Origin of the sequence: Campylobacter sp. CFSAN093260 (genome assembly GCF_012890095.1) — a bacterium.
Taxonomy (GTDB): Bacteria; Campylobacterota; Campylobacteria; order Campylobacterales; family Campylobacteraceae; genus Campylobacter_D; species Campylobacter_D jejuni.
The window spans coordinates 1,237,254-1,262,963 of the sequence record NZ_CP040618.1; the positions used below are offsets into that span (position 1 = coordinate 1,237,254).

At 29.7% G+C, this 25,710-nt stretch carries 23 protein-coding genes and 1 pseudogene; 18 read left to right on the plus strand and 6 right to left on the minus strand.

The annotated features are described in order from the left end of the window. Positions 1-11: 11 nt before the first annotated feature. The gene (locus FBF22_RS06340) at positions 12-1,238 is read right to left on the minus strand and encodes a DUF2920 family protein (RefSeq protein WP_052777637.1); all 1,227 of its coding nucleotides are present in this window, start codon (positions 1,236-1,238) and stop codon (positions 12-14) included. A gap of 60 nt (positions 1,239-1,298) precedes the next feature. On the opposite strand from FBF22_RS06340, the gene FBF22_RS06345 reads away from it, so the two are divergent. Then, a complete protein-coding gene (locus FBF22_RS06345) occupies positions 1,299-2,807 on the plus strand; it encodes an AMP-binding protein (RefSeq protein WP_002885469.1) in 1,509 nt (502 codons plus the stop codon). Between the two features lie 39 nt (positions 2,808-2,846). Continuing rightward, positions 2,847-3,074: an acyl carrier protein gene (locus tag FBF22_RS06350; protein ID WP_002777686.1), complete on the plus strand. Its 228-nt coding sequence runs from the start codon at positions 2,847-2,849 to the stop codon at positions 3,072-3,074. On the opposite strand, the gene FBF22_RS06355 is transcribed toward FBF22_RS06350, so the two are convergent. Together FBF22_RS06355 and FBF22_RS06360 are read right to left on the minus strand one after the other, a co-directional pair. Beyond that, positions 3,071-4,141: a hypothetical protein gene (locus tag FBF22_RS06355; protein WP_002826465.1), complete on the minus strand. Its 1,071-nt coding sequence runs from the start codon at positions 4,139-4,141 to the stop codon at positions 3,071-3,073. The two genes, FBF22_RS06350 and FBF22_RS06355, sit on opposite strands and share 4 nt — an antisense overlap. Further along, a complete protein-coding gene (locus FBF22_RS06360) occupies positions 4,138-5,376 on the minus strand; it encodes a DUF2920 family protein (protein ID WP_165433227.1) in 1,239 nt (412 codons plus the stop codon). Before FBF22_RS06360 ends, FBF22_RS06355 begins: the two co-directional genes overlap by 4 nt. A gap of 91 nt (positions 5,377-5,467) precedes the next feature. On the opposite strand from FBF22_RS06360, the gene pseF reads away from it, so the two are divergent. The 3 genes from pseF to pseH are packed head-to-tail and all read left to right on the plus strand — an operon-like array spanning position 5,468 to position 7,444. Next, positions 5,468-6,166 (plus strand): pseudaminic acid cytidylyltransferase, encoded by a 699-nt coding sequence (gene pseF / locus FBF22_RS06365; RefSeq protein ID WP_002798276.1) that lies wholly within the window; start codon positions 5,468-5,470, stop codon positions 6,164-6,166. Continuing rightward, positions 6,150-6,974: a UDP-2,4-diacetamido-2,4,6-trideoxy-beta-L-altropyranose hydrolase gene (gene pseG, locus FBF22_RS06370; RefSeq protein ID WP_002784879.1), complete on the plus strand. Its 825-nt coding sequence runs from the start codon at positions 6,150-6,152 to the stop codon at positions 6,972-6,974. Before pseF ends, pseG begins: the two co-directional genes overlap by 17 nt. Continuing rightward, positions 6,971-7,444: a UDP-4-amino-4,6-dideoxy-N-acetyl-beta-L-altrosamine N-acetyltransferase gene (gene pseH, locus FBF22_RS06375; RefSeq protein WP_002885001.1), complete on the plus strand. Its 474-nt coding sequence runs from the start codon at positions 6,971-6,973 to the stop codon at positions 7,442-7,444. The genes pseG and pseH overlap by 4 nt, the downstream gene beginning before the upstream one ends. On the opposite strand, the gene FBF22_RS06380 is transcribed toward pseH, so the two are convergent. Genes FBF22_RS06380 through pseA form a run of 3 tightly spaced genes read right to left on the minus strand, consistent with a single transcriptional unit; the run spans position 7,409 to position 9,894 of the window. Continuing rightward, on the minus strand, positions 7,409-8,155 hold the full coding sequence (locus tag FBF22_RS06380) for a HisA/HisF-related TIM barrel protein (protein ID WP_052777634.1): 747 nt from the start codon (positions 8,153-8,155) through the stop codon (positions 7,409-7,411). The two genes, pseH and FBF22_RS06380, sit on opposite strands and share 36 nt — an antisense overlap. Beyond that, the gene (hisH, locus tag FBF22_RS06385) at positions 8,156-8,761 is read right to left on the minus strand and encodes an imidazole glycerol phosphate synthase subunit HisH (RefSeq protein WP_072225600.1); all 606 of its coding nucleotides are present in this window, start codon (positions 8,759-8,761) and stop codon (positions 8,156-8,158) included. It lies immediately after the preceding gene. Continuing rightward, entirely contained in the window at positions 8,758-9,894 is a 1,137-nt protein-coding gene (gene pseA, locus FBF22_RS06390; protein ID WP_002784894.1) for a pseudaminic acid biosynthesis protein PseA, read from the minus strand. The genes hisH and pseA overlap by 4 nt, the downstream gene beginning before the upstream one ends. A gap of 257 nt (positions 9,895-10,151) precedes the next feature. Between pseA and pseI the strand changes: the two genes are divergently transcribed. The 13 genes and pseudogenes from pseI (at position 10,152) to FBF22_RS06460 (ending at position 25,706) form a co-directional block, all read left to right on the plus strand. Further along, entirely contained in the window at positions 10,152-11,183 is a 1,032-nt protein-coding gene (pseI, locus tag FBF22_RS06395) for a pseudaminic acid synthase (protein ID WP_002859862.1), read from the plus strand. Next, positions 11,180-13,154: pseudogene (locus tag FBF22_RS06405) on the plus strand (motility associated factor glycosyltransferase family protein). The gene pseI and the pseudogene FBF22_RS06405 overlap by 4 nt, the downstream one beginning before the upstream one ends. Continuing rightward, entirely contained in the window at positions 13,151-14,122 is a 972-nt protein-coding gene (legB, locus tag FBF22_RS06410; RefSeq protein ID WP_002885828.1) for a 4,6-dehydratase LegB, read from the plus strand. The pseudogene FBF22_RS06405 and the gene legB overlap by 4 nt, the downstream one beginning before the upstream one ends. Then, complete coding sequence (gene legC, locus FBF22_RS06415; protein WP_002859864.1) at positions 14,115-15,260, plus strand: aminotransferase LegC; 1,146 nt, start codon at positions 14,115-14,117, stop codon at positions 15,258-15,260. The genes legB and legC overlap by 8 nt, the downstream gene beginning before the upstream one ends. A gap of 1 nt (position 15,261) precedes the next feature. Then, positions 15,262-16,161, plus strand: a complete 900-nt coding sequence (locus tag FBF22_RS06420) for a methionyl-tRNA formyltransferase (protein WP_002885819.1) — start codon at positions 15,262-15,264, stop codon at positions 16,159-16,161. 158 nt (positions 16,162-16,319) lie between these two features. Then, the gene (gene legI, locus FBF22_RS06425) at positions 16,320-17,324 is read left to right on the plus strand and encodes a N,N'-diacetyllegionaminate synthase (RefSeq protein ID WP_002885817.1); all 1,005 of its coding nucleotides are present in this window, start codon (positions 16,320-16,322) and stop codon (positions 17,322-17,324) included. After that, positions 17,317-18,471: a GDP-N,N'-diacetylbacillosamine 2-epimerase (hydrolyzing) gene (gene legG / locus FBF22_RS06430; protein WP_002885814.1), complete on the plus strand. Its 1,155-nt coding sequence runs from the start codon at positions 17,317-17,319 to the stop codon at positions 18,469-18,471. Before legI ends, legG begins: the two co-directional genes overlap by 8 nt. An 8-nt stretch (positions 18,472-18,479) precedes the next feature. Beyond that, positions 18,480-19,505, plus strand: coding sequence for a nucleotidyltransferase family protein (locus FBF22_RS06435; RefSeq protein WP_002885812.1), 1,026 nt, complete (start codon positions 18,480-18,482; stop codon positions 19,503-19,505). After that, positions 19,502-20,407 (plus strand): L-glutamine-D-fructose-6-phosphate isomerase subunit, encoded by a 906-nt coding sequence (gene ptmF, locus FBF22_RS06440; protein WP_002885811.1) that lies wholly within the window; start codon positions 19,502-19,504, stop codon positions 20,405-20,407. Before FBF22_RS06435 ends, ptmF begins: the two co-directional genes overlap by 4 nt. Then, positions 20,400-21,107: a CMP-N,N'-diacetyllegionaminic acid synthase gene (legF, locus tag FBF22_RS06445; RefSeq protein WP_002885802.1), complete on the plus strand. Its 708-nt coding sequence runs from the start codon at positions 20,400-20,402 to the stop codon at positions 21,105-21,107. The genes ptmF and legF overlap by 8 nt, the downstream gene beginning before the upstream one ends. Continuing rightward, positions 21,107-21,877, plus strand: a complete 771-nt coding sequence (gene ptmA, locus FBF22_RS06450; protein ID WP_002788728.1) for a flagellin modification protein PtmA — start codon at positions 21,107-21,109, stop codon at positions 21,875-21,877. Before legF ends, ptmA begins: the two co-directional genes overlap by 1 nt. Further along, complete coding sequence (locus FBF22_RS06455; RefSeq protein WP_052777771.1) at positions 21,877-23,850, plus strand: motility associated factor glycosyltransferase family protein; 1,974 nt, start codon at positions 21,877-21,879, stop codon at positions 23,848-23,850. Before ptmA ends, FBF22_RS06455 begins: the two co-directional genes overlap by 1 nt. Further along, complete coding sequence (locus tag FBF22_RS06460) at positions 23,847-25,706, plus strand: motility associated factor glycosyltransferase family protein (protein ID WP_057096568.1); 1,860 nt, start codon at positions 23,847-23,849, stop codon at positions 25,704-25,706. Before FBF22_RS06455 ends, FBF22_RS06460 begins: the two co-directional genes overlap by 4 nt. The last annotated feature ends 4 nt before the right edge of the window (positions 25,707-25,710 follow it).

Here is a 25,710-nt window from a genome sequence, read left to right on the forward strand (position 1 = left end):
TATTTTCCTTTTTAATTAATGATCAATTTTAACTGATTTTCTACATCTTTAAAAGTAAACACTTTATTTCCACAAGGATAAGAGATGGAATTTTCTTGCATTAAAGATTTTCTTTTTTGTAATTTTTCAAGCATTAAAGGAAGTTCTTTTCTAAATAAGGCTTTATCAGGTATACCACAACCATGATCTAAATTTTTAATAAATTTTCCATCAATTTTATTTTCATCTATCAAATTTAAGCTTACATCATATCCTAAAATTTTTAATATTTGCATGGTTAGTTCTTTAAAATTTGCTGGAGTTAAAGGATCTTCTTTACTATGATAACTCACATAAATAATATTTTTATTTTTTTGACTTTGCAAAATCAAATGATCCTTATTTAACAATGTTCTAATAAAATAATTTTCATTATTAAAAAAATAAGGTGAATTTTCTTTACGCGTCCAGTGGGTTTTTAGAAAACAACTCACAAAAAAATGATCGCCCTGCATATACATATCCCCATTAGTATCTTTGCTTTTAAATTCCAACTCTCTACCAATAATATAATTAAGCGGTGGAACAGCCGAACCCGAATTATCAATCACGCCATCCACATACCAAGGAGCTATTTTTGCTATGAGCAAGGCTAAGTATCCTCCATAAGACCCCCCCCCATAAATTTTTGGTAAATCTGCAAATTCTGGAAAACGTTTAACTAAATCTTTTAAAGCATTGATATGATCAATAGCTGCCATAATGCCAAAATTTTGATATTCTCCACGCGAAGGAATAAAAGTTGCACTTAGTCTTTCTTCAAAATCATAAGGCAATCGATTTAACATTTTTAATTCTGTCATAATCTCGCTCAAATATTCACAATGACTAACTACAGTATTATTGGCTAATTGATCACATGGAATATTGTATTTACGAAGCACTTTTTCTATTAATTTTAAATCATCTTTTGTAAAATCTGCTAATGTTGAATACTTTTCAACATCCGAACGCCTTTGACAAAAACAATGATAAAAAACATGCACTGCTACAACATCAAAATTTTTAGCAATATAATTTCTATAAGAGTCTAAAAAATATATATTTGCATTGGCTCCATAACCTCCTATTATAAAAACTATAGCTTTAATCTCTTTTTCATCATCATAACTTATACGGTATTCAAGTTTGCTAGTTCTTTTTATATTTAATTCTACATCATCACAAGAATCGATTTCAAAGCTTTGGTTTATGAGCATATAAAGGCCTTTTTTATTAATTTATCGATATTATATTACAAAAAATTAAAAAGGTAAATCATGACAACTCATATCTATGATTTTTTAGAAAAAAGTTTAATCAAATTTAGCGAAAAAACTGCTTTTGTAGAACCCTTTGCCAAAGAAAGAAAGGAAATCACTTACAAAGACTTTGATCTCTTTTCTAAAAAACTAGCCAGTGAAATTTTAAAAACTTTAAAAAATAATAAACCTACTCAAGCTCCTGTTTTAATCATCTTGCCTAAAGGGATTGATTGTTTGATTTCATTTTTTGGAGTGGCACTCAGTGGAAATTTTTATACACTTTTAGATGAAAAAAGTCCTAAAGAAAGAGTAGAAAAAGTCATAGAAGTTTTAAAGCCTAAACTTTTTATCACTTCAAAGGACTTAAATTTTAACTTAGATTTACCTACGCTTTATACACAAGACTTTGAAAGTTTTAATATAGATGAGAGTTTGCTAAAAAATGCTAAAGAAAAACACATAGATACTAATTTACTCTATGTTTTCTTTACAAGTGGGAGCACAGGCATTCCTAAAGGAGTAAGCATAGCTCACAAGAGTGTGATTGATTATACTTTTTGGGTGTGTGAGACTTTTAAATTTGATGAGAATGAAATTTTAGCCAATCAAGCGCCATTTTATTTTGACAATAGCATTTTAGATATTTTTTCAAGTGTAAAATCAGGAGCGACTTTACACCTTTTACCTAATCATCTTTTTGCCTTTCCAAATAAAATTTTAGAATGCCTTGAAAAAGAAAAAGTAAGCACTATATTTTGGGTACCTTCGGTGCTGATTTATTTTGCAAATACTGAAGCTTTGAATAATTTTAGTTTAAACGCCTTAAAAAAGATACTTTTTTGTGGTGAAATCATGCCCAATAAACAGCTCAATATTTGGCGTAAACACTTACCCAATGCCTTATTTACCAACCTTTATGGCCCAACAGAAATCACTGATGTATGTTCTTTTTATATCATCAATCGCACTTTTAAAGATGAAGAACTTTTACCGATAGGAAAAGCGTGCAAAAACACAGAACTTTTAGTTTTTGATGAAAATATGAATTTCATAAGTCCTAAACAAATAGGTGTTAAAGGGGAGCTTTTCGTGCGTGGAACTTCTTTATCTTTAGGGTATTATAATGACAAAGAAAAAACCAAACAAGCTTTTACTCAAAATCCTTTACATGATAATTATTTAGATCTTTTGTACAAAACAGGAGATATAGTTTCTTATAATGAATTTGGCGAACTTTTATGCTATGGAAGAGTGGATAATCAGATAAAATATATGGGGCATAGGATAGAACTTGGAGAAATAGAAAGCGTGATTAACTCTCATGCGAGTATAAAAAATAGTGCTTGTATTTTTAAAGAAGATATTATTTGTTTTTATGAAAGTGAAGAAGAAATTAATTTTAAAGCTTTTTTGAAAGATAAATTACCTTCTTATATGATCCCAAAAAATTTTATTAAACTCGACAAATTTAAGCTTAATCAAAATGGTAAAATTGATAGAAAGGTTTTAAAAGAACTTGTTTAAATAAATATTTTATAATTTCAAAAAACTAAAGGAGAAAAAATGCAAGAAATCAAACAATTTTTTATCAATATAGAAAGAACAGATATCAATGAGAGTATGGAAAATCTAGTAAGTGAAGATTTTATCGATAGTATCGATATCATGGCTTTGGTTGCCGAAATAGAAAAATTTTATAAAAAACCCTTAAAAGCAGAATTTATCACACCTGAAAATTTTGAAAGCTTTGAAAATATCAAAAAAATGCTTGAAACTGCAATGAAAGACTAATCTTTCCTTGCAAGTTCAAGCTGTTCTTTTAAAGAACTGATGATTTCATTTTTAGAAACAATAATTTGTGCTATAAAATCCGCCACATCATCCCAGTCTTTGCTTAGTGTATGAGTTAAAGTATAGTTTTGTTCGTATTCTTCCCAATTTACAGGAGTAAAAAGAGAATTTTTATGCGGGAAATATTTGTTTTTTACCCATTCAAGTGAAGAAGCAAAATAATCCACATAAGCTTTAGCAATATCTTTTTGCACTGCAAATTTTAATCTTTTTTCTTTGCTGCCTTCAAATTTTCTTCTTGCCATAAAAAGCAAAGAATTAAGATTATCCTGCTTTAAATCTTTTTGATTTAATCTTGACATAAGCTCCATTCCTAAAAGATTAAAACTTTCATTTTTGGTTTGTTTTAAAACAAAACTCTCATCCCATTCAAGTCCTAAATGATAAACAAAATCCTTAAGTAAAGTCCCTCCTACATAATCCTCCCTTAGAAGTCTTACTATCAAATTTTCTTCTCCAAATACCTCAGCATGAGTTTTGCAAATCCATTCATAGTCAAAAATATATTTTCTAGGATGATCTTGCGGAGCAAAATCAGCAGAATAATACCCCATATTGTTTTTATGATCTTGAGAACAATGTGAGTTTAAATAACCCAAAGTATCTCTAAAATACACAATAATATAAATTTGAGTAAAACCTAACTCTCTCATAATCTTTTCTAAAATTTCTACATGTTTTTTGGTAGAAAAATCCCAAACTATACCCTCAGCTGAAAAAATAAATTTTTTATCTTTATGTAAAGCACTTTCACTTTTAAAATTTTCTATAGCTCTAAGAAGTCTTTCATTTGTGATATGACTTAAAACACTCTCTTTTTTTAAAATATCTTCTTTTTGAACCAATTCTAAAACCATATCCACCAAAGCCCAATGCCTATTTGCCACTCTAAGACTTTTTGGGTAAATATAAGCTTTTTGCAAAAGTTTTTCCTCGTTTTGCATCAAGAAACCTTGTTTTTCTTGATTTCCTGTATTAGTAGTTCCTATATGTAAATATGCTGTCATTTTATATCCTTTATCTTTATTTTATTTATCATCTCTAACTCAAATTTATCTTCTAAATCCTTAAACACAAATACTTTATTCCCACAAGGATAAGAGATAGAATTTTCTTGCATAAAAGATTTTCTTTTTTGCAATTTTTCAAGCATTAAAGGAAGTTCTTTTCTAAATAAAGCCCTATCAGTCATTCTAAGTCCATGCTCTAAACTTTTTACAAATCTACCATCTATATCATTTTCATCCTTTATTAAATGTAAAGTTACATCATATCCTAATTCTTGATAACACTTATAAAGTTCTATTTTATTTTGCACTGGCGCACCCATATCTTGTATACTATGATAGCTTACAAAAATGGTATTTTTATTTAAATTTGATTGAATTTGAAGATGGTTTGAATTTAAAATTGCTCTAATTAAATAATTTTCATCACCAAAATAATAAGAAGAATTCATATTTCTATTCCAGTATTTATATACAAAACAATAAAGTCTATAACCACTTCCTTCGAAATAAAATTCCCCTTGATTCATTTCTCTTCCTAAAATGCACGCTAGAAATGGCAAGCAAACACCTGAATTATCAATCACACCATCCACATACCAAGGAGCTATCTTTGCTATGAGTAAAGATAGGTATCCTCCATAAGACCCCCCCCCATAAATTTTTGGTAAATCTGCAAATTTTGGAAAGCATTTAACCAAATCTTTTAAAGCATTGATATGATCAATAGCTGCCATAATGCCATAGTTTTGATAATCTCCATTAGGTGGGATAAAATCACAAGAAAGTTCTATTTTTTGATTTTCATCAACCAAACCTGCTTGTTTCATTTCATTAACTTTTTGCTCTATAAGAGGAATAATTTGTTCAAAATTATCTTTATTAACCGATAAATGTCCTAAATTAATATTTTTTAAAATACCATTGATACGCTCTAAATCATCTTGATTGGGAATAAGCTTTGGATTATACTTTTGATCAATACTTCGTCTTGCACAAAAACAATGATAAAAAACATGTACCACTACAACATCAAAATTTTTAGCAATATATTCCCTATCAAAATCTAAAAAAGAAATATTTGCATTAGCTCCAAAACCACCCACTATAAAAACTATGGCTTTAATCTCTTTTTCATCATCATAACTAATGCGGTATTCAAGCTTGCTAGTTCTTTTTATATTTAATTCTACATCATCACAAGAATCAATTTCAAAGGTTTGATTTATGAGCATTATTCCACCCCGTTTGCATTATTTTATTGTATTTTAAAGACAATTATACTTAAATTTTAGTAAAATAAAACACAAAAAACAAGGCTTAACTATGAAAAATCTTTGCATAATCCCTGCTCGTGGTGGATCAAAAAGAATTCCTAGAAAAAATATCATTGATTTCCTAGGCAAACCTTTAATCGCTTACAGCATAGAAAATGCTTTAAATTCAGGTATTTTTGATGAAGTGGTGCTTTCAAGCGATGATGAAGAAATCATAGAAGTAGCCTTAAAATACGGTGCAAAAGCTCCTTTTGTGCGTGATAAAAATTTAAGCGATGATTATGCTTCAAGCACTGCTGTAGTGCAAAATGCCATAGAAATTTTACAAAGCCAAAATCAAATTTATAATCATGTCTGCTGCCTTTATGCTACTGCTCCTTTGTTAAATAAAGACATTTTAAAACAAGCCTATGAAAAATTTATACAAAATCAAAGCAAGTTTTTATTTGCTGCTACTGAGTTTGAGTATCCTATACAAAGGGCATTTTATCTAAATGAAAACAATCAAGTTTATATGTTTGATGAAAAACATTATAAAAGTCGTTCACAAGATCTAACAAAAGCTTATCATGATGCAGGAGCTTTTTATTTTGGTACAAGCAAAGCTTGGCTTGAGGAAGATTTTATATTTAAACCTCATTCTAGCGTGTTTGTATTGCCAAGAAATTTAGTTTGCGATATAGACACCATACAAGATTTGGAATTTGCAAAAATACTTTATAAGGTAAATCATGAAAGTGCTTTTTAGAAGCGATAGCTCCAGTCAAATAGGCTTTGGACACATTAAACGCGATCTAGTCTTAGCTAAACAATATGATGATGTAAGTTTTGCTTGCTTGCCTTTAGAAGGCTCCTTGATCGATGAAATTCCTTATCCTGTTTATGAGCTTAGTAGCGAAAGTATCTACGAGCTTATCAATCTCATCAAAGAAGAAAAATTTGAACTTCTTATCATTGATCACTATGGCATCAGCGTAGATGATGAAAAACTGATCAAGCTTGAAACAGGGGTGAAAATTCTAAGCTTTGATGATGAAATAAAGCCTCATCATTGTGATATTTTACTCAATGTCAATGCCTATGCAAAAGCAAGTGATTATGAAGGTTTAGTGCCTTTTAAATGCGAAGTAAGATGTGGTTTTTCTTATGCTTTAATCAGGGAAGAATTTTATCAAGAGGCCAAAGAAAATAGAGAAAAAAAATATGATTTTTTCATTTGCATGGGTGGAACTGATATAAAAAACCTTTCTTTACAAATTGCTAGCGAATTACCTAAAACAAAAATCATCAGCATTGCAACCAGCTCTTCTAATCCTAATCTTAAAAAATTGCAAAAATTTGCAAAATTACATAACAATATTAGATTATTTATCGATCATGAAAATATTGCAAAATTGATGAATGAAAGCAATAAACTCATCATTAGTGCAAGTTCTTTAGTCAATGAAGCCTTGCTTTTAAAGGCAAATTTCAAAGCTATTTGTTATGTTAAAAATCAAGAATCTACAGCAACTTGGCTTGCTAAAAAAGGGTATGAAGTGGAGTATAAGTATTGATAAAACTTAAAAATTTCACAGAACTTAATTCTCAAGAAATAGAGCTGATTTTTAAATGGCGCAATCACCCCGATATCAATCAATTTATGAAAACAAAATATATTGATTTTGAAGAACATTTAAGATTTTTAAAAAAATTACATCAAGATTCTAGCAAAAAATATTTTTTAGTTTTTCAAGATGAACAGATTATCGGCGTAATTGATTTTGTCAATATCACAACTAAATCTTGCGAATTTGGACTTTACGCAAAACCTAATTTAAAAGGCGTAGGACAAATTTTAATAAATGAAATTATAAAATACGCTTTTGAAAACTTAAAAGTAAATACTCTTAAAGCTTATGTTTTCAAAGACAATCGCAAAGCTTTACAATTATATCAACAAAATCATTTTACTATTTATGATGAAGATAAAGATTTTTACCATATTTGCCTAAAGCAATCTGACTGCAAAGCCTTGCCTAGCTAATTCTTCTTTTACATCTTTAGGGGTGTACTTAGAAAAATGAAAAATATAAGCCCCCGCTAAAGCATCAGCACCCAAATTTAAAGCCTTAACTCCATCACTTGGCTTGCTAAGTCCTCCATTGATAATAAGAGGAATTTTAAGTTTATTTTGAAAGATCTTTAAAAGTTCTAAATCATAACCCTTTGCTTTTCCCTCAAAATCCACAGAAGTTAAAAGAAGCTCTCCAGCTCCTTTTTTTTCGTATTCTAAAGCAAGTTCTAAAGGATTTTTTTCAAGTAAATTTCCTCTATCATAAACACAAAATTGCTCTCCTTTTCTTTTAACATCTATAGAGCAAACTATACATTGAGAACCAAAACGATTTGCCGCTTTACTTATAAAATCTTTATCTTCTAAGGCCTTAGAATTGATAGAAATTTTATCCGCACCTAAATTTAAAATCTTTTGTATATCTTCAAGAGTTTTTATGCCTCCACCTATAGTTAAGGGCATAAAACATTCTTTAGCAAGATCTTCTATACTTTCAAAATCTATTTCTCCGCTTTTTGAAGCATCTATATCTAAGATAATAAGCTCATCAACATTGCGTGCATTATAAATTCTCATTGTTGAAGTTAAATGCCCTATAGTGCGAAAATCTTTAAATTCTATACTTTTAACAAGTTGAGAATTTTTTAATAACACACAAGGGATAATTCTAGTTTTTAACATTTAAAGCCTTATAAAATTTTCTAAAAGTTTTAAGCCTAAATTTTGACTTTTTTCAGGATGAAACTGCGTCGCAAAAATATGATCTTTTTGCAAAGATGCGACAAATTTATGCCCATATTGTGCTTTAGCACTTACAAACTCATCTTTACATTTCACATAAAAAGAATGCACAAAATAAAAATCACTCTTATTATCTATGCCTTGATACAAAGGTTCTTGTTTTAAAATTTCAAGTTCATTCCAACCCATGTGTGGGATTTTTAAATTTAAATCCTCTTCAAATTTGACTACTTCACCTTCTATAAAACCAAGTCCTTCGCAAACTCCACCTTCATAACCCCTTTCTAAAAAAAGTTGCATTCCCAAACAAATGCCTAAAATAGGTTTTTTTTGTACTAAAACTTGCTCTTTTAAAGCTTCTATAAAACCAAGTTCTTTTAAATTTTTCATCGCTTCTTTAAAAGATCCCACTCCAGGTAAAAGCAATTTATCTGCTTTTTGCAAATCTTTTGGATTTTTAGCTATGAAATTTGTAGCTCCTATTTTTTCAAAAGCCTTAGCAACGGAGTTTAAATTTCCCGCCTTGTAATCAATGAGCGCTATCATTTTAAAACACACTCGTCTTTTCTTACCAAAGAACCATCATAATCTCTTATAAATTTGCCATTTTCATCACGTTTAAAAATTTTTTTATTGGTAAAAGAATCTACTATTTTTTGAAATTCTTCCTCGCTAAAACCACTAAATTCAAGGTATTTTTTAATAGCCTTTTTAGGGGGCTTGCCATCGTATTTTTGCACCAAACGCACCCCTTCTTCACGGCTGATATAACCTAAACGAATATCCAAACAAGCATTATCCGTTGCTCTACCAAAGCCGTATTTGCAGTATTTTAAATAATCATGCACATGATTAGAATAACAATCTAAATTTTCAAAATTTTCATAAGTAGTCTCAACAGGATGATCTAGAGTTAAAAAACCATATTTTTTAGAAATTTCAAGAATTTTTTTATAATCCCATTTAAAATAATACCCTAAAAATAGCCCAGTAACCCCTACTCTTTGAAGTTCTTCATCACTTGGATAAGTATATAAAAACAAATCTTTTTCAGTGATACCATTTACCCCAAGCATATCAGAAGCACGATTTCCTAAAAGCCCGCCAAATTCTTCAAGCCACTCTCTGCCTAAAATATTTTTATTTTTACTACTCGCAGGACCGCCATACTCTATCTGCGGACTCTCCCCCCAGATGATCAAAGGCACTCCAAAATTTACCGCTATGCGTGGAACAGAAGTAAAAATTCCCAAATGGTTTTGCCACTCATTATCCCCTGTTCTTATAAAAGCTTCACGGGCAAGTTTTTGATAAACTTTTGGATCACGCTTGATATGGATCAAATCCACGCCAAGATGATTTAAATTGTCTAAATTTTTGCGCCCTATTTTCGTAGGTACGCTAGGCTCAAAACACACACACAAAGGATTAAGTCCAAGTTCAAGCATTTTAACCACTTGAAAAGTAGAGTCTTTTCCGCCACTTACTCCGATAACACAATCATAAACAGGATGTTTTTTGTATTTTTTTATAAGCTCAAAAAATTCTTTTTCTCTTTCTTGCCAATTAATATTTTGATTTTTAGCTTCTTGAGAACGACAAGCATCACAAACACCTTCTTCATCAAAATGTAAATCAGGCTTAGTATCTGGCATCACACATTTTTTACAAAATTTCATAAATTTCCTTTAATTAGTCTTAAATATATATATCGTTATAATTAAATTTTATTTTATGATTTTATATATTTATATTATATAAAAATTAAAAAATGAATGAATTCTATAATTTAAATCCATATGGCATTTTTTGAATGAAACCAAGCAAAATCATAACAAAGTTGTAATATTTATATAATATAAATATATAAATTGAAGAAATATATAATATAATTATATATCATTTTAGTCAGGAAATTTACCAAAGAAAGAAAAGTATGCAAATAGGAAATTTTAACACCGATAAAAAGGTTTTTATCATAGCAGAACTTAGTGCAAATCACGCAGGAAGTCTTGAGATGGCACTTCAAAGTATAAAAGCTGCCAAAGAAGCAGGTGCTGATGCGATAAAAATTCAAACTTACACTCCAGATAGCATGACTCTAAATAGCAACAAAGAAGATTTTATTATTAAGGGTGGGCTTTGGGATAAAAGAAAACTTTATGAGCTTTACGAAAGCGCAAAAACTCCTTATGAATGGCATTCTCAAATCTTTGAAACCGCACAAAATGAAGGAATACTTTGTTTTTCAAGTCCTTTTGCCAAAGAAGATTTAGAATTTCTAAAACGCTTTGATCCTATAACCTATAAAATCGCTTCTTTTGAAGCTAATGATGAAAATTTCGTGCGTTTAATCGCCAAAGAAAAAAAACCTACTATCGTTTCAACGGGCATTGCTACAGAAGAAGAACTTTTTAAAATCTGTGAAATTTTTAAAGAAGAAAAAAATCCTGATTTAATCTTTTTAAAATGCACTTCGGCTTATCCTACTGCCATAGAAGATATGAATTTAAAAGGCATAGCAAGTTTAAAAGAAAAATTTAATGTTGAAGTGGGACTAAGTGATCATAGCTTTGGTTTTTTAGCCCCTGTTATGGCAGTAGCACTTGGAGCTAGAGTGATAGAAAAGCATTTTATGTTAGATAAAAGCATAGAAAGTGAAGACAGTAAATTTAGTCTTGATTTTGATGAATTTAAAGCTATGGTAGATGCAGTAAGACAAGCTGAAAGTGCTTTAGGCGATGGTAAGTTAGATCTAGATGAAAAGGCGCTTAAAAACCGTGTTTTTGCAAGAAGCTTATATGCAAGTAAGGATATCAAAAAAGGTGAAATGTTCAGCGAAGAAAATGTAAAATCCGTGCGTCCTTCTTTTGGACTACATCCTAAATTTTATCAAGAACTTTTAGGAAAAAAAGCTAGCAAAGATATAGAATTTGGCGATGCTTTAAAACAAGGAGATTTCCAATGACCTTCACCCCTACCCAAAAAGAACTCTTTAACAAAAACATTGAGGCTTTAAGTAATATTCTTTTAAAAGAAAGTTTAAAAGAAATTAAATCAAGTAAATTTGAACTTATCTTAGGTAAAGATAATCTAGATATCAATTTAAAAGATACAAGTATAAAAAATAATGGGGGGGGGGTATAATGAAAATTTACTTTATCAAGATTCCATTAAAGAATTGCAAACTATGCTAAATACTTATAATGATAAATATCTACTTTATCCTGTATTATATTTTTATGGTTTTGGAAATGGAATTTTATTTAAAGCTTTATTGCAAAATAAAAATCATCAACATATTGTGGTTTTTGAAAAAGATATAGAAATCATTTGGGTGATGTTTCATATCTTAGATTTTTCAAATGAATTACAAAATTCAAGATTGATGATTTTGCAAACAAGTTCTTTGGATATAGAATTTTTTTCTAATTTTTGCTCTAGCAAACCTTTCTTTCAATTTTCTAGAATTTATTTTTTAGAACTGATGAGTCATTATTATGAAAGATTTCATGAAGATATTTTAGGATTGAATAAAAAATTAGCAGAAAATTTTAAAAATTCTATTGTTTCTCATGGTAATGATCCTCTTGATGCTCTTCAAGGTATAGAGCAATTTGTTTATAATCTTCCTCAAATGATTACCCATCCTAGTTATAAAGAATTACTTTCTAAAAGAAAAAATTTAAGTGATACAGCTATTATTGTTTCTACAGGACCATCTCTTACTAAACAACTTCCTTTGTTAAAAAAGTATGCTAGCAAAGCTACGATTTTTTGTGCCGATAGTGCTTATCCTATTTTAGCTAAACATGGTATCAAGCCTGATTATGTTTGCATGTTGGAACGCGATGAAATAGTAGCTGAATGTTTTAATAATGATTTTGGGGAATTTGATAAGGATATTGTGTTTATTGTTAAATCTGTTACACATCCTCACACTATTAAATATCTTCAAAAAAATAATAGAGTTTTTATACTTGTATCCACCTATGCAAGCTTTATACAATATTTAAAATTAGATTATTTTGGATATTTTAATATGGGATTTAGCGTAGCACATATGAATTTTTTATTAACCATTCATCTAAAATACAAAAACATCATTCTCATAGGTCAGGATTTAGCTTATGCCAAAGATGGGCAAACACACTCTCAAGGTTTTATCCATGCTAATTTACACAATGGAGACTATAAAAGGGACTTAGATAAATTTAGCACTACAGCTTATGGAGGAAATGGAAAAGTTCAAAGTTCTGAAATTTGGACACTTTTTAGACATAACTTTGAAAAAGATATAGTCAATATAAAAATGAATTATCACATCACCACCTACAACTGTACCGAAGGTGGAGCAAGGATAGAAGGAACCATAGAAAAACCTTTTTTATGGGCTTGTAAGAATTTACTTGATAAAGATTTAAATAAACCTTTTGAAAAATTAGAACCTTTAAGTTTAAATAAACAAAATGAGTTTTTACTTAAGGCTTATTATAAAGTTTATCAAAGTATTAAACATTGTAGAGATTTTAACGATAATTTTATTAAAGTTTATGATAAAATAAAAAACTCTTTTATGAGTTTACAAAATTCTCAAAAAAATGAAATTTTTATTCAAGAAATTATTCAAGATATAGATAAAACCAAAACTCAAATAGATGAACTTTACAATACTCAAAAAGATTTGATACAAATTTTAGGTCCCTTACTAACTCAATTTGAACTTAATCTTGCTAGAATTTATGTTTTAAATCCTAAAACCAAAGAAGATGCTTTTAATAAAAGCATTCTTTGGATAAAAGAACATTTAGAATTTATGGAATTAGTTTATGGACATATTAAAGCACAAGAAAATGCTTTGATAAAAAATATACTTCCTTTAGAAGAAAAACTTAAAGAAAGAAAATTAGATAAATGGATGGAAAGGGTGAGAAGGTGAGAAATATTTTAGTTACAGGTGCTGATGGTTTTATAGGTTCTCATCTTTGTGAAAGTTTGGTCAAAAAAGGTTTTAAAGTCAGAGCTTTAAGTCAGTATAATTCTTTTAATTTTTGGGGACATTTAGAAAAAAGTTCTTTTTTAAAAGACATGGAGGTTATAAGTGGAGATTTAAGAGACAGTTTTTTTTGCGAAAAAATCACCAAAAATATAGATGCGATCTTTCATCTTGGCGCTTTAATCGCTATCCCCTACTCCTACACAGCCCCACAAAGCTATGTGGATACCAATGTCAATGGCACTTTAAATATGCTCGAAGCAGCTAAAAAAAACGAGATTTCACATTTTATCCACACCTCAACAAGCGAAGTTTATGGCACAGCCTTTTATGTACCTATCGATGAAAAACACCCTTTACAACCTCAAAGCCCTTATTCTGCAAGCAAAATCGCTGCAGATATGATGGCGCTGAGTTATTATAATTCTTTTAATTTAAATGTCAATATTGCACGCCCTTTTAACACCTATGGACCAAGACAAAGCGCAAGGGCTATCATACCTACCATCATCACACAAATTTTAAGTGGAGCAAAGGAAATCAAACTAGGAGATTTAAGCCCTAAAAGGGATTTAAATTTTGTGCTAGATACTTGCGAGGGTTTTATCTCTCTTTTAAATTTAAAACATTTTGGAGAAGTTTATAATATAGGCTCAGGAGTGGAATACTCCATGCAAGAAGTACTTGATCTCATACAAAAAATTTTAGATTCTAAAGTAAAAATCATCCAAGATGAACAAAGATTGCGTCCTAAAAATAGCGAAGTTTTTAGACTTTGTTGCGATGCAAACAAGCTTAAAAAAGCTACAAATTGGCAAAGCAAAATAAGTCTAGAAGAAGGCTTGAGACAAAGCATAGAGTATTTTAAAGAAAATTTAGAAAATTATAAAAGTGAGCTTTATAATGTTTGAAAAAGAAATTTCTTTTATAAAAAGTCTTTTTAATAAAGAAAATATCGCCCTACATGAGCCTTGCTTTATAGGCAATGAGAAAAAATATCTCTTAGAATGTATCGATAACGGTTTTGTTTCAAGCGTAGGAGAATTTGTAACGCGTTTTGAAGAAGCTTTAAAAGAAAAAACCAAAGCACGCTTTGTCATCGCTACAAATACAGGCACAGCAGCTCTTCATATCGCTTTACTAGCTAATGGTATCGATGAAAACTGCGAAGTCATCACTCAAAGCATAAGCTTTGTCGCTACGGCCAATGCTATCGCTTATACAGGTGCAAAACCCGTTTTTTTAGATATAGATGAAAACACTCTAAGTTTAAGTCCTAAGGCTTTAGAGCATTTTTTAGAAAATCAAACTTATCAAAAAGATAATCTTAGCTATAACAAAACCACACACAAACCCATCAAAGCTTGTGTTATTATGCACACCTTTGGTTTAAGCGCTCATATAAAAGCCATCAAAGAGCTTTGTGAAAAATACCACATCCTTTTAATTGAAGATGCCGCAGAAGCCTTAGGAAGCACCTATGAAAACAAGGACTTAGGCACTTTTGGAAAGTGTGGAATTTTAAGCTTTAATGGCAATAAAATCATCACAGGTGGATGCGGTGGGGCGATATTAAGCGATGATGAAAATTTAGCCAAACTTGCAAGACACCTTAGCACCACAGCTAAAATCCCCCATCCTTACGAATACGATCATGATAGGATAGCTTATAATTACCGTCTTTGCAATATAAACGCAGCAATCTTGCTTGCAGGACTTGAAAATTTAGAACTTTTTTTAGAAAACAAAAGAGAACTTGCTAAAATTTACAAGGATTTTTTTAAAAATCACGATAAATGTAAATTTATCGATGAAAAAAGCAATGAAAAAAGCAATTTTTGGCTCAATACCTTGCTTTTTAAGGATGAGAATTTAAGAAATATCTTTTTAGAAGAATGCTTGAAAAATAATATTTTCGTCCGTCCTGTATGGAAAAGCTTACCGAGTTTAAAAGCTTTTCAAAACTGTCAAAGCAATGAGCTTATAAACACTAAAAAATTAGAAAAACGCTTGATTAATTTACCTAGTAGCGTTAGAATAAAGAAATGATATGCTTAAAATAGGATATTTTGCCGATGGAAAATGGGCTAGAATCTGTCTTTTAAAAATACTTCAAAACCCACAAATTCAAATTAATTTCATCGTTTTAAGAAAAACTAAAGATATAAAACTAGAAAAACTTGCTTTAAGATACCAAATCCCTTGTTATACCCATATCGATATAAACTCTAAAGAATTTCTCAATGAGCTTAAAAAATATTCTAACGACTTGTTGGTTTCTATGAGTTTTGATCAAATTTTTAAAGAGGAGCTTTTAAAATTATATCCTAGAAAAATTATCAATTGTCATGCAGGTAAACTACCTTTTTATAGGGGTAGAAATATATTAAATTGGGCATTAATTAATGATGAAAAAGAATTTGGCATTAGTGTTCATTTTATCGACAAAGGTATTGATACAGGTGATATTATCTTACAAAAAACCTATGAGATAAAAGACAGTGATGATTATACCACTCTTTTAAATTTATGTCATAAAGAATGTGCGAATTTACTCTATGAAAGTCTTATTTTATTTTTAGAAGATAATGTTAAAGCTTATAAACAAAAAGAAGGAGGATTTTATTGCCCCAAAAGAAAAAAAGGCGATGAAATTATAAATTGGACTCAAAGTACCAGAGAGATTTTTAACTTTATCCGTGCTTTAAATACCAAAGATTTAGGTGCTAGTGCCTTTATAGATGAAAAAGAAATAAAAATTTATAAAAGTGAAATTTACAAAGATAAAATTTTTAATGCTCCAATAGGAAAAATTGTTAAAAAAGAAAAAAATTTTTTCATCGTAAGCACTAAAGATGGTGCTTTAAAAATTACCAAATTTAAAGGAGAGGTAAAGATAGGATATAATTTTAAAATATATACAAAAAATGAGGGGGGGGGTAATATTTAGAAATTTAGACTTTTCTTTTAAGAAGAGTGCGTAAAAAATATTGCTATAAATATAAATTATGATATTTTTTAAATAAAACCTATAATTTGTATATCAAACATATAGTAATATTGGAATATTTTTTGCTTTATATGCTAAAAATTATAAGGATAAAAATTATGAAAAAAACTCTTATCATCGCAGAAGCAGGAGTCAATCACAATGGTGATTTAAATTTAGCTAAAAAGTTAATAGAAATCGCAGCAGATTCAGGGGCTGATTTTGTTAAATTTCAAAGCTTTAAAGCCAAAAACTGTATCAGCACAAAGGCTAAAAAAGCACCCTATCAGCTTAAAACCACAGCTAGTGATGAGAGCCAACTTCAAATGGTACAAAAACTCGAACTCGATCTTAAAGCTCACAAAGAACTTATATTACACGCAAAAAAATACAATATCACCTTTCTTTCTACTCCTTTTGATCTTGAAAGTGTAGATCTTTTAAATGAGTTAGGCTTAAAAATCTTTAAAATTCCAAGCGGAGAAATCACCAATCTACCCTATCTTAAAAAAATTGCAAAGCTTAATAAAAAAATCATACTTTCAACAGGTATGGCAAATTTAGGCGAGATAGAAGAAGCTTTAAATGTGCTTTGTAAAAATGGCACTAAACGCCAAAATATCACTCTTTTACACTGCACTACAGAATACCCCGCCCCTTTTAATGAAGTCAATCTTAAAGCCATGCAAAGCTTAAAAGACGCTTTTAAGCTTGATGTGGGTTATTCTGATCACACTCAAGGCATACACATTTCCCTAGCTGCGGTTGCCTTGGGAGCTTGTGTGATAGAAAAGCATTTTACTCTAGACAAAAATATGTCAGGGCCTGATCATAAAGCAAGCCTAGAACCTCATGAACTAAAAACGCTTTGTACTCAAATAAGACAAATACAAAAGGCTATGGGTGATGGCATAAAAAAAGCAAGCAAAAGCGAAAGAAAAAATATCAACATAGTAAGAAAAAGTTTAGTCGCTAAAAAAGATATCCAAAAAGGAGAAATTTTTAACGAAGAAAATCTTACTACCAAACGCCCCGCAAATGGTATAAGTGCTATGAGATATGAAGAGTTTTTAGGTAAAATTGCTACAAAAAACTACAAAGAAGATGAGCTTATCCGTGAGTAAAAGAAAGATTTGTATAGTCAGTGCAACAAGGGCTGAATGGTATCTTTTAAGAAATTTATGCCATGAAATTCAAAACGATAAAGATCTAAGCCTTCAAATCATTGCTACAGGAGCGCATTTAAGTCCTGAGTTTGGACTCACTTATAAAGAAATAGAAAAAGAATTTAAAATCACTAAAAAACTCCCTATCCTGCTTGCAAACGATGATAAAATAAGCCTTTGTAAAAGTATGAGTTTAGCTTTTAGTACTTTTAGCGATGCTTTTGAAGACTTAAAGCCTGATATGGTAGTGATTTTAGGCGATCGTTATGAAATGCTTAGCGTAGCAAGCGTGTGTCTTTTGATGCACATACCCTTAGTGCATTTATGTGGTGGGGAGCTTACTTTAGGAGCTATTGATGATAGTATAAGACACAGCATTTCAAAAATGGCACATTTACATTTTGTAAGTCATGAAATTTATAAAAAAAGGCTTTTACAACTTGGAGAAGAAGAAAAAAGGGTTTTTAATATAGGATCTTTAGCTTCTACTATCATAAAAAATATGAATTTTTTAAGCAAAAAAGATTTAGAAAAAGTCTTAGAAATGAAACTAGATAAAGAACTTTACTTAATCACTTATCATCCTTTAACCCTAAATGTAAAAAATACTCAAAAAGAGATTAAAACCTTACTTAAAAAACTTGACACCCTTAAAAACGCAAGTTTGATTTTTACCAAAGCAAATGCCGATGAAAACGGACTTTTAATCAATGAAATTTTGCAAAATTACTGCCAAAAAAACTCACACAAGGCTAAACTTTTTGATAATCTTGGCTCACAAAAATACCTAAGTCTTATGAAAATAGCCAAGGCCATGATAGGCAATTCTTCAAGTGGTATTAGTGAAAGTCCTTTTTTTAAAACTCCTTGCATTAATATAGGCGATAGACAAAAAGGGCGTTTAAGAACTCAAAATATCATTGATTGTGAAATTAATGATCTTGATCAAGCTTTTGAAAAATTAGAAAGCAAAGAATTTAAACAAAATTTAAAAAATTTTAAAAACCCTTATGATAATGATAAAAATCCCAATAAATTCATAAAAACTTGCCTAAAAAATGTAAATTTAGATACAATTTTACATAAAAATTTCATCGATTTATAAGGCTTAGTGTGGATATAAACAAACTCAAACTCACCCCTGATTCTAGCATAAAAGAAGCTTTAAAAATAGTCGGGCAAGAACGCGTTAGACTAGGCATTATAGTTGATAAAAAGGATAAATTTTTAGGAGTCATTAGCGATTCAAACATCAGAAAAGCTTTAATTAGTGGCAAAACTTTAAAAGATAGTATCAAGGATATTTACACTAAAAATCCCATCACCATAAAAGAAAACACAAGCAAAGAACAGCTTTTAAAACTTTCATCTAAAACCGATATTTACGACTTTCCTGTTTTAGATGAAAAAGGGCAAATTCTTTCTATAAAATCTATCTCATCACTTTTAAAAGCTAATCCAAACTCCATTATCATCATGGCTGGAGGCTTAGGCTCTCGCTTAAAAGAGCTGACTAAAGATACTCCAAAACCTATGTTAAAAGTAGGCAAAAAACCCATTTTAGAAAGCATAGTCCAAAGACTTAAAAATCAAAATTTTGAAAATTTTATCTTTTGTGTGAATTATAAAAAACAAATCATAGAAGATTATTTTCAAAAAGGGCAAAAATTTGGGGTTAAAATTTCTTATATCAAAGAGCGTAAAAAACTAGGTACAGCAGGGGCTTTAAGCCTTATAAAACAAGAATTTAAAGAAAGTTTTCTCGTTATGAATGCAGACATTTTAACCGAGCTTGATTTTAATGATCTTTTAAAAGCCCATAAAAAATCAAAAGCTTTAATGAGCGTTTGCGTGCGTGAGTTTGAGCAACAAATTCCTTATGGAGTAATCACCCAAAAACAAGGTTTTATAGAAAATATAGAAGAAAAACCTACCCAAAAATTCCTAGTAAGTGCGGGGATTTATGTACTTGAAAATGAAATTTTAAATTTAATTGCTAAAAATGAATACTTAGACATGCCCGAACTCATCAAACTTGTATTGCAAAAAGGCAAAGTAAATACCTATATCATCAACGATTATTGGATTGACATTGGAAGGCCAGATGAGTTTTTAAAAGCCAATGAGGATTTTAAATGAAAGTCTTAATCATAGGCTTTGGAAGCATAGGAAAAAAGCATTTTTTAGCCTTAAAAAATTTAAATCATGAAGTAAGTTTGCTTTCTTTAAGTGCTAAAAAAGAAGAATTTAAAAACACTCCAATTTATCGCTCTTTGAAAGAATGTGATTTAAACGAATTTGATCTTTTTATCATCGCAAATATCACTACGGAGCATTTTAACACCTTAAAAACTTTAGATGATCTTGTAAAAGATAAAACCATACTCGTAGAAAAACCTTTATTTGAAAAAAGCCAAAATTTCACAAGTTTAAAAAATCACATTTATGTAGCGTATTTACAACGTTTTCATCCTGTGATTGTCGCTTCAAAAAGGCTTTTAAAAGGTGAAAAAATTTATTTTGCTAGTTTGATTTGTAATTCTTATTTGCCCCATTGGAGAGCTTTAGACTACAGGCAAAATTACAGCGCTAAAAAAGAGCTAGGTGGTGGGGTTTTACTCGATCTTTCTCATGAAATCGATCTAGCCTTTTTTCTTTTTGGAAACTTAGAGCTTATATACTCCCAAAATGCTAAAATTTCAGAGCTTGACATAACAAGCGATGATTTTGCCTTTTTGGCTTTAAAAAATTCACAAGAAGCTAAAATTCATATAGAACTAGACTATTTTTCTAAATTTAACAAAAGAGAAATGACCATCCATACTTTAGAAAAAAGCTTTAAAGCCGATTTGATAAACAATAAAATCGAAATTTATCACAAAGATCAAAGTCAAAAAGTCTTAAATTTTGAAAACGATACGATAAAAACCCTTCAAAATTTACATCAAGCAGTCTTTGAAAAAAACAAAGAACTTTGCGATCTTAAACAGGCTTTAAAAGTGCTTGAAATTTGTGATGAAGTAAGGAAAAAAAATGGCTGAAATTTTATGTACTATTTGTGCTAGGGGTGGTAGCAAAGGCGTTAAAAACAAAAATATTAGAAAGATTAACGAACTTGAAATGATAGCTTATAGTATCATACAAGCTCAAAATTCAAAGCTTTTTAAACACATAGTCATAAGTACTGATAGTGATGAAATCGCAAGTGTAGCCCAAAAATATGGTGCTGAAGTTTTTTTCAAAAGAGAAGCTCATCTTGCCAATGATCGGGCTGCAAAACTTCCTGTCATGCGTGATGCCTTGCTAAGAAGTGAAGAGCATTTTAAAACGTGTTTTGAAACTCTCATAGACTTAGATGCTTCAGCCCCGCTTCGCTCAAGCCTTGATATAAAAAAAGCTTATGAAAGTTTTGTTGAAAATGATAATTCCAATCTCATCACCGCAGTTCCTGCTAGACGCAATCCTTATTTTAACCTCGTAGAAATACAAAATAACAAGGTAGTAAAATCCAAAGAAGGAAATTTTACCACTCGCCAAAGTGCCCCAAAATGCTATGATATGAACGCTAGTATTTATATCTTTAAAAGGGATTATCTTTTAGAAAATGATAGTGTTTTTGGCAAAAACACAGGGCTTTTTGTAATGGATGAAAGCACAGCTTTTGATATTGATAGCGAGCTTGATTTTAAAATCGTAGAGTTTTTAATCTCTTTTAAAAATTTATCGCCAAAGGATTTTTAATGCTTGAAAATAAAATCATCTTTGTAGCAGGAGCTTGTGGGCGTATAGGTAAAGCGCTTTGTCAAAAAATACTTCTTAGCAAAGGTATCCCTATACTCGCAGATATCAACAAAGAACGCTTAAATAAATTGCAAGAAAATTTAGAAACAAATTTTAAAACAAAACTTTTAAGCTTAGAGCTTGATATCACCAAACAAGAAAGCTTACAAACCGCCCTTCAAAAAAGTCAAGAAAGATACGGCAAAATCGATGCTTTTGTTAACTCAAGCTATCCTTTTGGCAAAGATTGGGGTAAAACGCCTTATTATGAACTCAAATACGAACAAATTTGTGAAAGTTTAAATTTACATTTAGCAGGCTTTATGCTAGCCGCTCAAGAATTTGTGAAATTTTTTAAACAACAAGGCTATGGTAATATCATCAATCTTAGCTCCATCATGGGAGTTTATGCGCCAAAATTTGAAAACTATGAAGGCACTTCCATGCAAAGCTCTTTAGAATACAGTGTGATAAAAGCAGGGATTAATCACATGAGCTCTTGGCTAGCTAAAGAGCTTTTTAATCAAAACATACGCGTTAATACCCTAGCAAGTGGAGGAATTTTAGATAATCAAAATGAACTTTTTTTAAAAGCTTATAGAAAATGTTGTGCGAGTAAAGGCATGTTAGATGCTGATGATATATGTGGAACTTTGGTGTTTTTGCTTAGTGATGAGAGTAGATTTATCACAGGGCAAACCTTAGTGGTAGATGATGGATGGGGCTTATGATGACCTTCACCCCTACCCAAAAAGAACTCTTTAACAAAAACATTGAGGCTTTAAGTAATATTCTTTTAAAAGAAAGTTTAAAAGAAATTAAATCAAGTAAATTTGAACTTATCTTAGGTAAAGATAATCTAGATATCAATTTAAAAGATACAAGTATAAAAAATAATGGGGGGGGGTATAATGAAAATTTACTTTATCAAGATTCCATTAAAGAATTGCAAACTATGCTAAATACTTATAATGATAAATATCTACTTTATCCTGTATTATATTTTTATGGTTTTGGAAATGGAATTTTATTTAAAGCTTTATTGCAAAATAAAAATCATCAACATATTGTGGTTTTTGAAAAAGATATAGAAATCATTTGGGTGATGTTTCATATCTTAGATTTTTCAAATGAATTACAAAATTCAAGATTGATGATTTTGCAAACAAGTTCTTTGGATATAGAATTTTTTTCTAATTTTTGCTCTAGCAAACCTTTCTTTCAATTTTCTAGAATTTATTTTTTAGAACTGATGAGTCATTATTATGAAAGATTTCATGAAGATATTTTAGGATTGAATAAAAAATTAGCAGAAAATTTTAAAAATTCTATTGTTTCTCATGGTAATGATCCTCTTGATGCTCTTCAAGGTATAGAGCAATTTGTTTATAATCTTCCTCAAATGATTACCCATCCTAGTTATAAAGAATTACTTTCTAAAAGAAAAAATTTAAGTGATACAGCTATTATTGTTTCTACAGGACCATCTCTTACTAAACAACTTCCTTTGTTAAAAAAGTATGCTAGCAAAGCTACGATTTTTTGTGCCGATAGTGCTTATCCTATTTTAGCTAAACATGGTATCAAGCCTGATTATGTTTGCATGTTGGAACGCGATGAAATAGTAGCTGAATGTTTTAATAATGATTTTGGGGAATTTGATAAGGATATTGTGTTTATTGTTAAATCTGTTACACATCCTCACACTATTAAATATCTTCAAAAAAATAATAGAGTTTTTATACTTGTATCCACCTATGCAAGCTTTATACAATATTTAAAATTAGATTATTTTGGATATTTTAATATGGGATTTAGCGTAGCACATATGAATTTTTTATTAACCATTCATCTAAAATACAAAAACATCATTCTCATAGGTCAGGATTTAGCTTATGCCAAAGATGGGCAAACACACTCTCAAGGTTTTATCCATGCTAATTTACACAATGGAGACTATAAAAGGGACTTAGATAAATTTAGCACTACAGCTTATGGAGGAAATGGAAAAGTTCAAAGTTCTGAAATTTGGACACTTTTTAGACATAACTTTGAAAAAGATATAGTCAATATAAAAATGAATTATCACATCACCACCTACAACTGTACCGAAGGTGGAGCAAGGATAGAAGGAACCATAGAAAAACCTTTTTTATGGGCTTGTAAGAATTTACTTGATAAAGATTTAAATAAACCTTTTGAAAAATTAGAACCTTTAAGTTTAAATAAACAAAATGAGTTTTTACTTAAGGCTTATTATAAAGTTTATCAAAGTATTAAACATTGTAGAGATTTTAACGATAATTTTATTAAAGTTTATGATAAAATAAAAAACTCTTTTATGAGTTTACAAAATTCTCAAAAAAATGAAATTTTTATTCAAGAAATTATTCAAGATATAGATAAAACCAAAACTCAAATAGATGAACTTTACAATACTCAAAAAGATTTGATACAAATTTTAGGTCCCTTACTAACTCAATTTGAACTTAATCTTGCTAGAATTTATGTTTTAAATCCTAAAACCAAAGAAGATGCTTTTAATAAAAGCATTCTTTGGATAAAAGAACATTTAGAATTTATGGAATTAGTTTATGGACATATTAAAGCACAAGAAAATGCTTTGATAAAAAATATACTTCCTTTAGAAGAAAAACTTAAAGAAAGAAAATTAGATAAATGGATGGAAAGGGTGAGAAGGTGAAAGAAGAACTTTTTTTAAAAAATACTCAAGCTTTGTTTGAGGTCGATGAGTTTTTAGCTTGTAGACTGAGATCACTTAAATACTTAACTTTTGCACTTATCCAAGATGAAAATGGAATAAATTTTAAAAAAGATGATATTTTTCTTTATGAAAATCCCAATAAAGAGCTTTTGGAAAACCTTACTCTGTTTAAAACCGAATATAACAAATATCCTGTTTTGTTTTTTTATGGCTTTGGAAATGGAATGTTTTATAAAACTTTATGTAAAAACAAACAACATAAACACATTATCATTTTTGAAGACAATCTTGAAATTTTAACTTTAGCTTTTCATTTATTTGATTTTAGCGAAGAATTAAAAAAAGAGCAACTAATACTTTTTTATACTCCAAATATTAATACAGCACAACTCACCACACTTTTTACTTATGAAATCATTCAAAAAAGTGTAAAAATTTTTAATCTTTTTATCCATAATGATTTTTATCAACAATTTTATAGCACTCAAATACAAAATATAAATACTCAACTGATAGAAATGATACGATTTATCGTTTTAAACAAAGGTAATGATCCACATGATTCTTTAGTAGGGATCAAACATACCCTAGACAATCTCCCTAAAATGTTAAATCATGGAATTTTTCAAGAATTTCTCAAAGAAAGAAGAGCTAAGGTTGAAAATGCTATCATTGTTTCTACAGGACCAAGTCTTATAAAACAACTTCCTTTATTAAAAAAGTATGCTAATAAAGCTACGATTTTTTGTGCAGATAGTGCTTATGTTATCCTTGGAAAATACGGTATAAAGCCTGATTATGTTTGCATGCTAGAACGTGATGATATAGTTTCTAAATGTTTTGATAATGATTTTGGCGATTTTAACAAAGGCATACTTTTCATACTTGCTTCTGTGGTTCACAAAGAAGTATTAGATTTTTTAGAAAAAGATCAAAGAACTTATATGCTTGTACATCGCCCTTTAAATTTTGCAGCTAGTTTAAAACTTGATGAATATGGATATCTTGGAGTAGGACACAGTGTTTCCAATATGATCTATGAACTAGCAGGAGCTTTAAGATTTGAAAATATCATTTTTATAGGACAGGATTTAGCTTATGGCGAGGATGGAAGTTCACATCCTAAAGAGCATATACATGGAAGTCAAGGTGAAGAAATCAGAGGAGAAAAATATACACTAGCTTATGGAGGAAAAGGCAAAGTAAGAACTCAACTCACTTGGAATTTATTTCGTCAAGCTTTTGAAAAAGATATATTTTGGGCAAAAGAAAAACTCAATATCACCACCTACAACTGCACCGAAGGTGGAGCAAGGATAGAAGGAACCATAGAAAAACCTTTTTTATGGGCTTGTAAGAATTTACTTGATAAAGATTTAAATAAACCTTTTGATTTTCCAAAATTTCTAGATAAAAAACTAGCCAAAGAAAAATTAGAAAAAACAAAAAAATATCTCCAAAAAAGCATTTTAGAATCCAAAGAATTTATAAAAAAAACTCAAACTCAGCTTCAAAAGCTTAGATACACTTTAGAAAAAAATGACAAGAATTTTCAAACTCTTGAAAAAATCAAAAATGATCTTTTAAATCTTTTTAAAGAATTTAAAAAACTCAAGCTTTTTAATGAACTTTGTCAAGCTATTTATTTTCATAACGAATGCGAAATTTTAAAATTTGAAGTTTTAAACACAAACAAACAAAAAGAAAATTTAATAGACTTTTTGAAAATACAACACAATTGGTTTATCCAAGGTTTAGGATACCTTGATGCTCAAAACCAAACCATAGAAAAAAGTTTAGAAAATTGGAATTTTGACGATATAATCAAAAAATAATTAG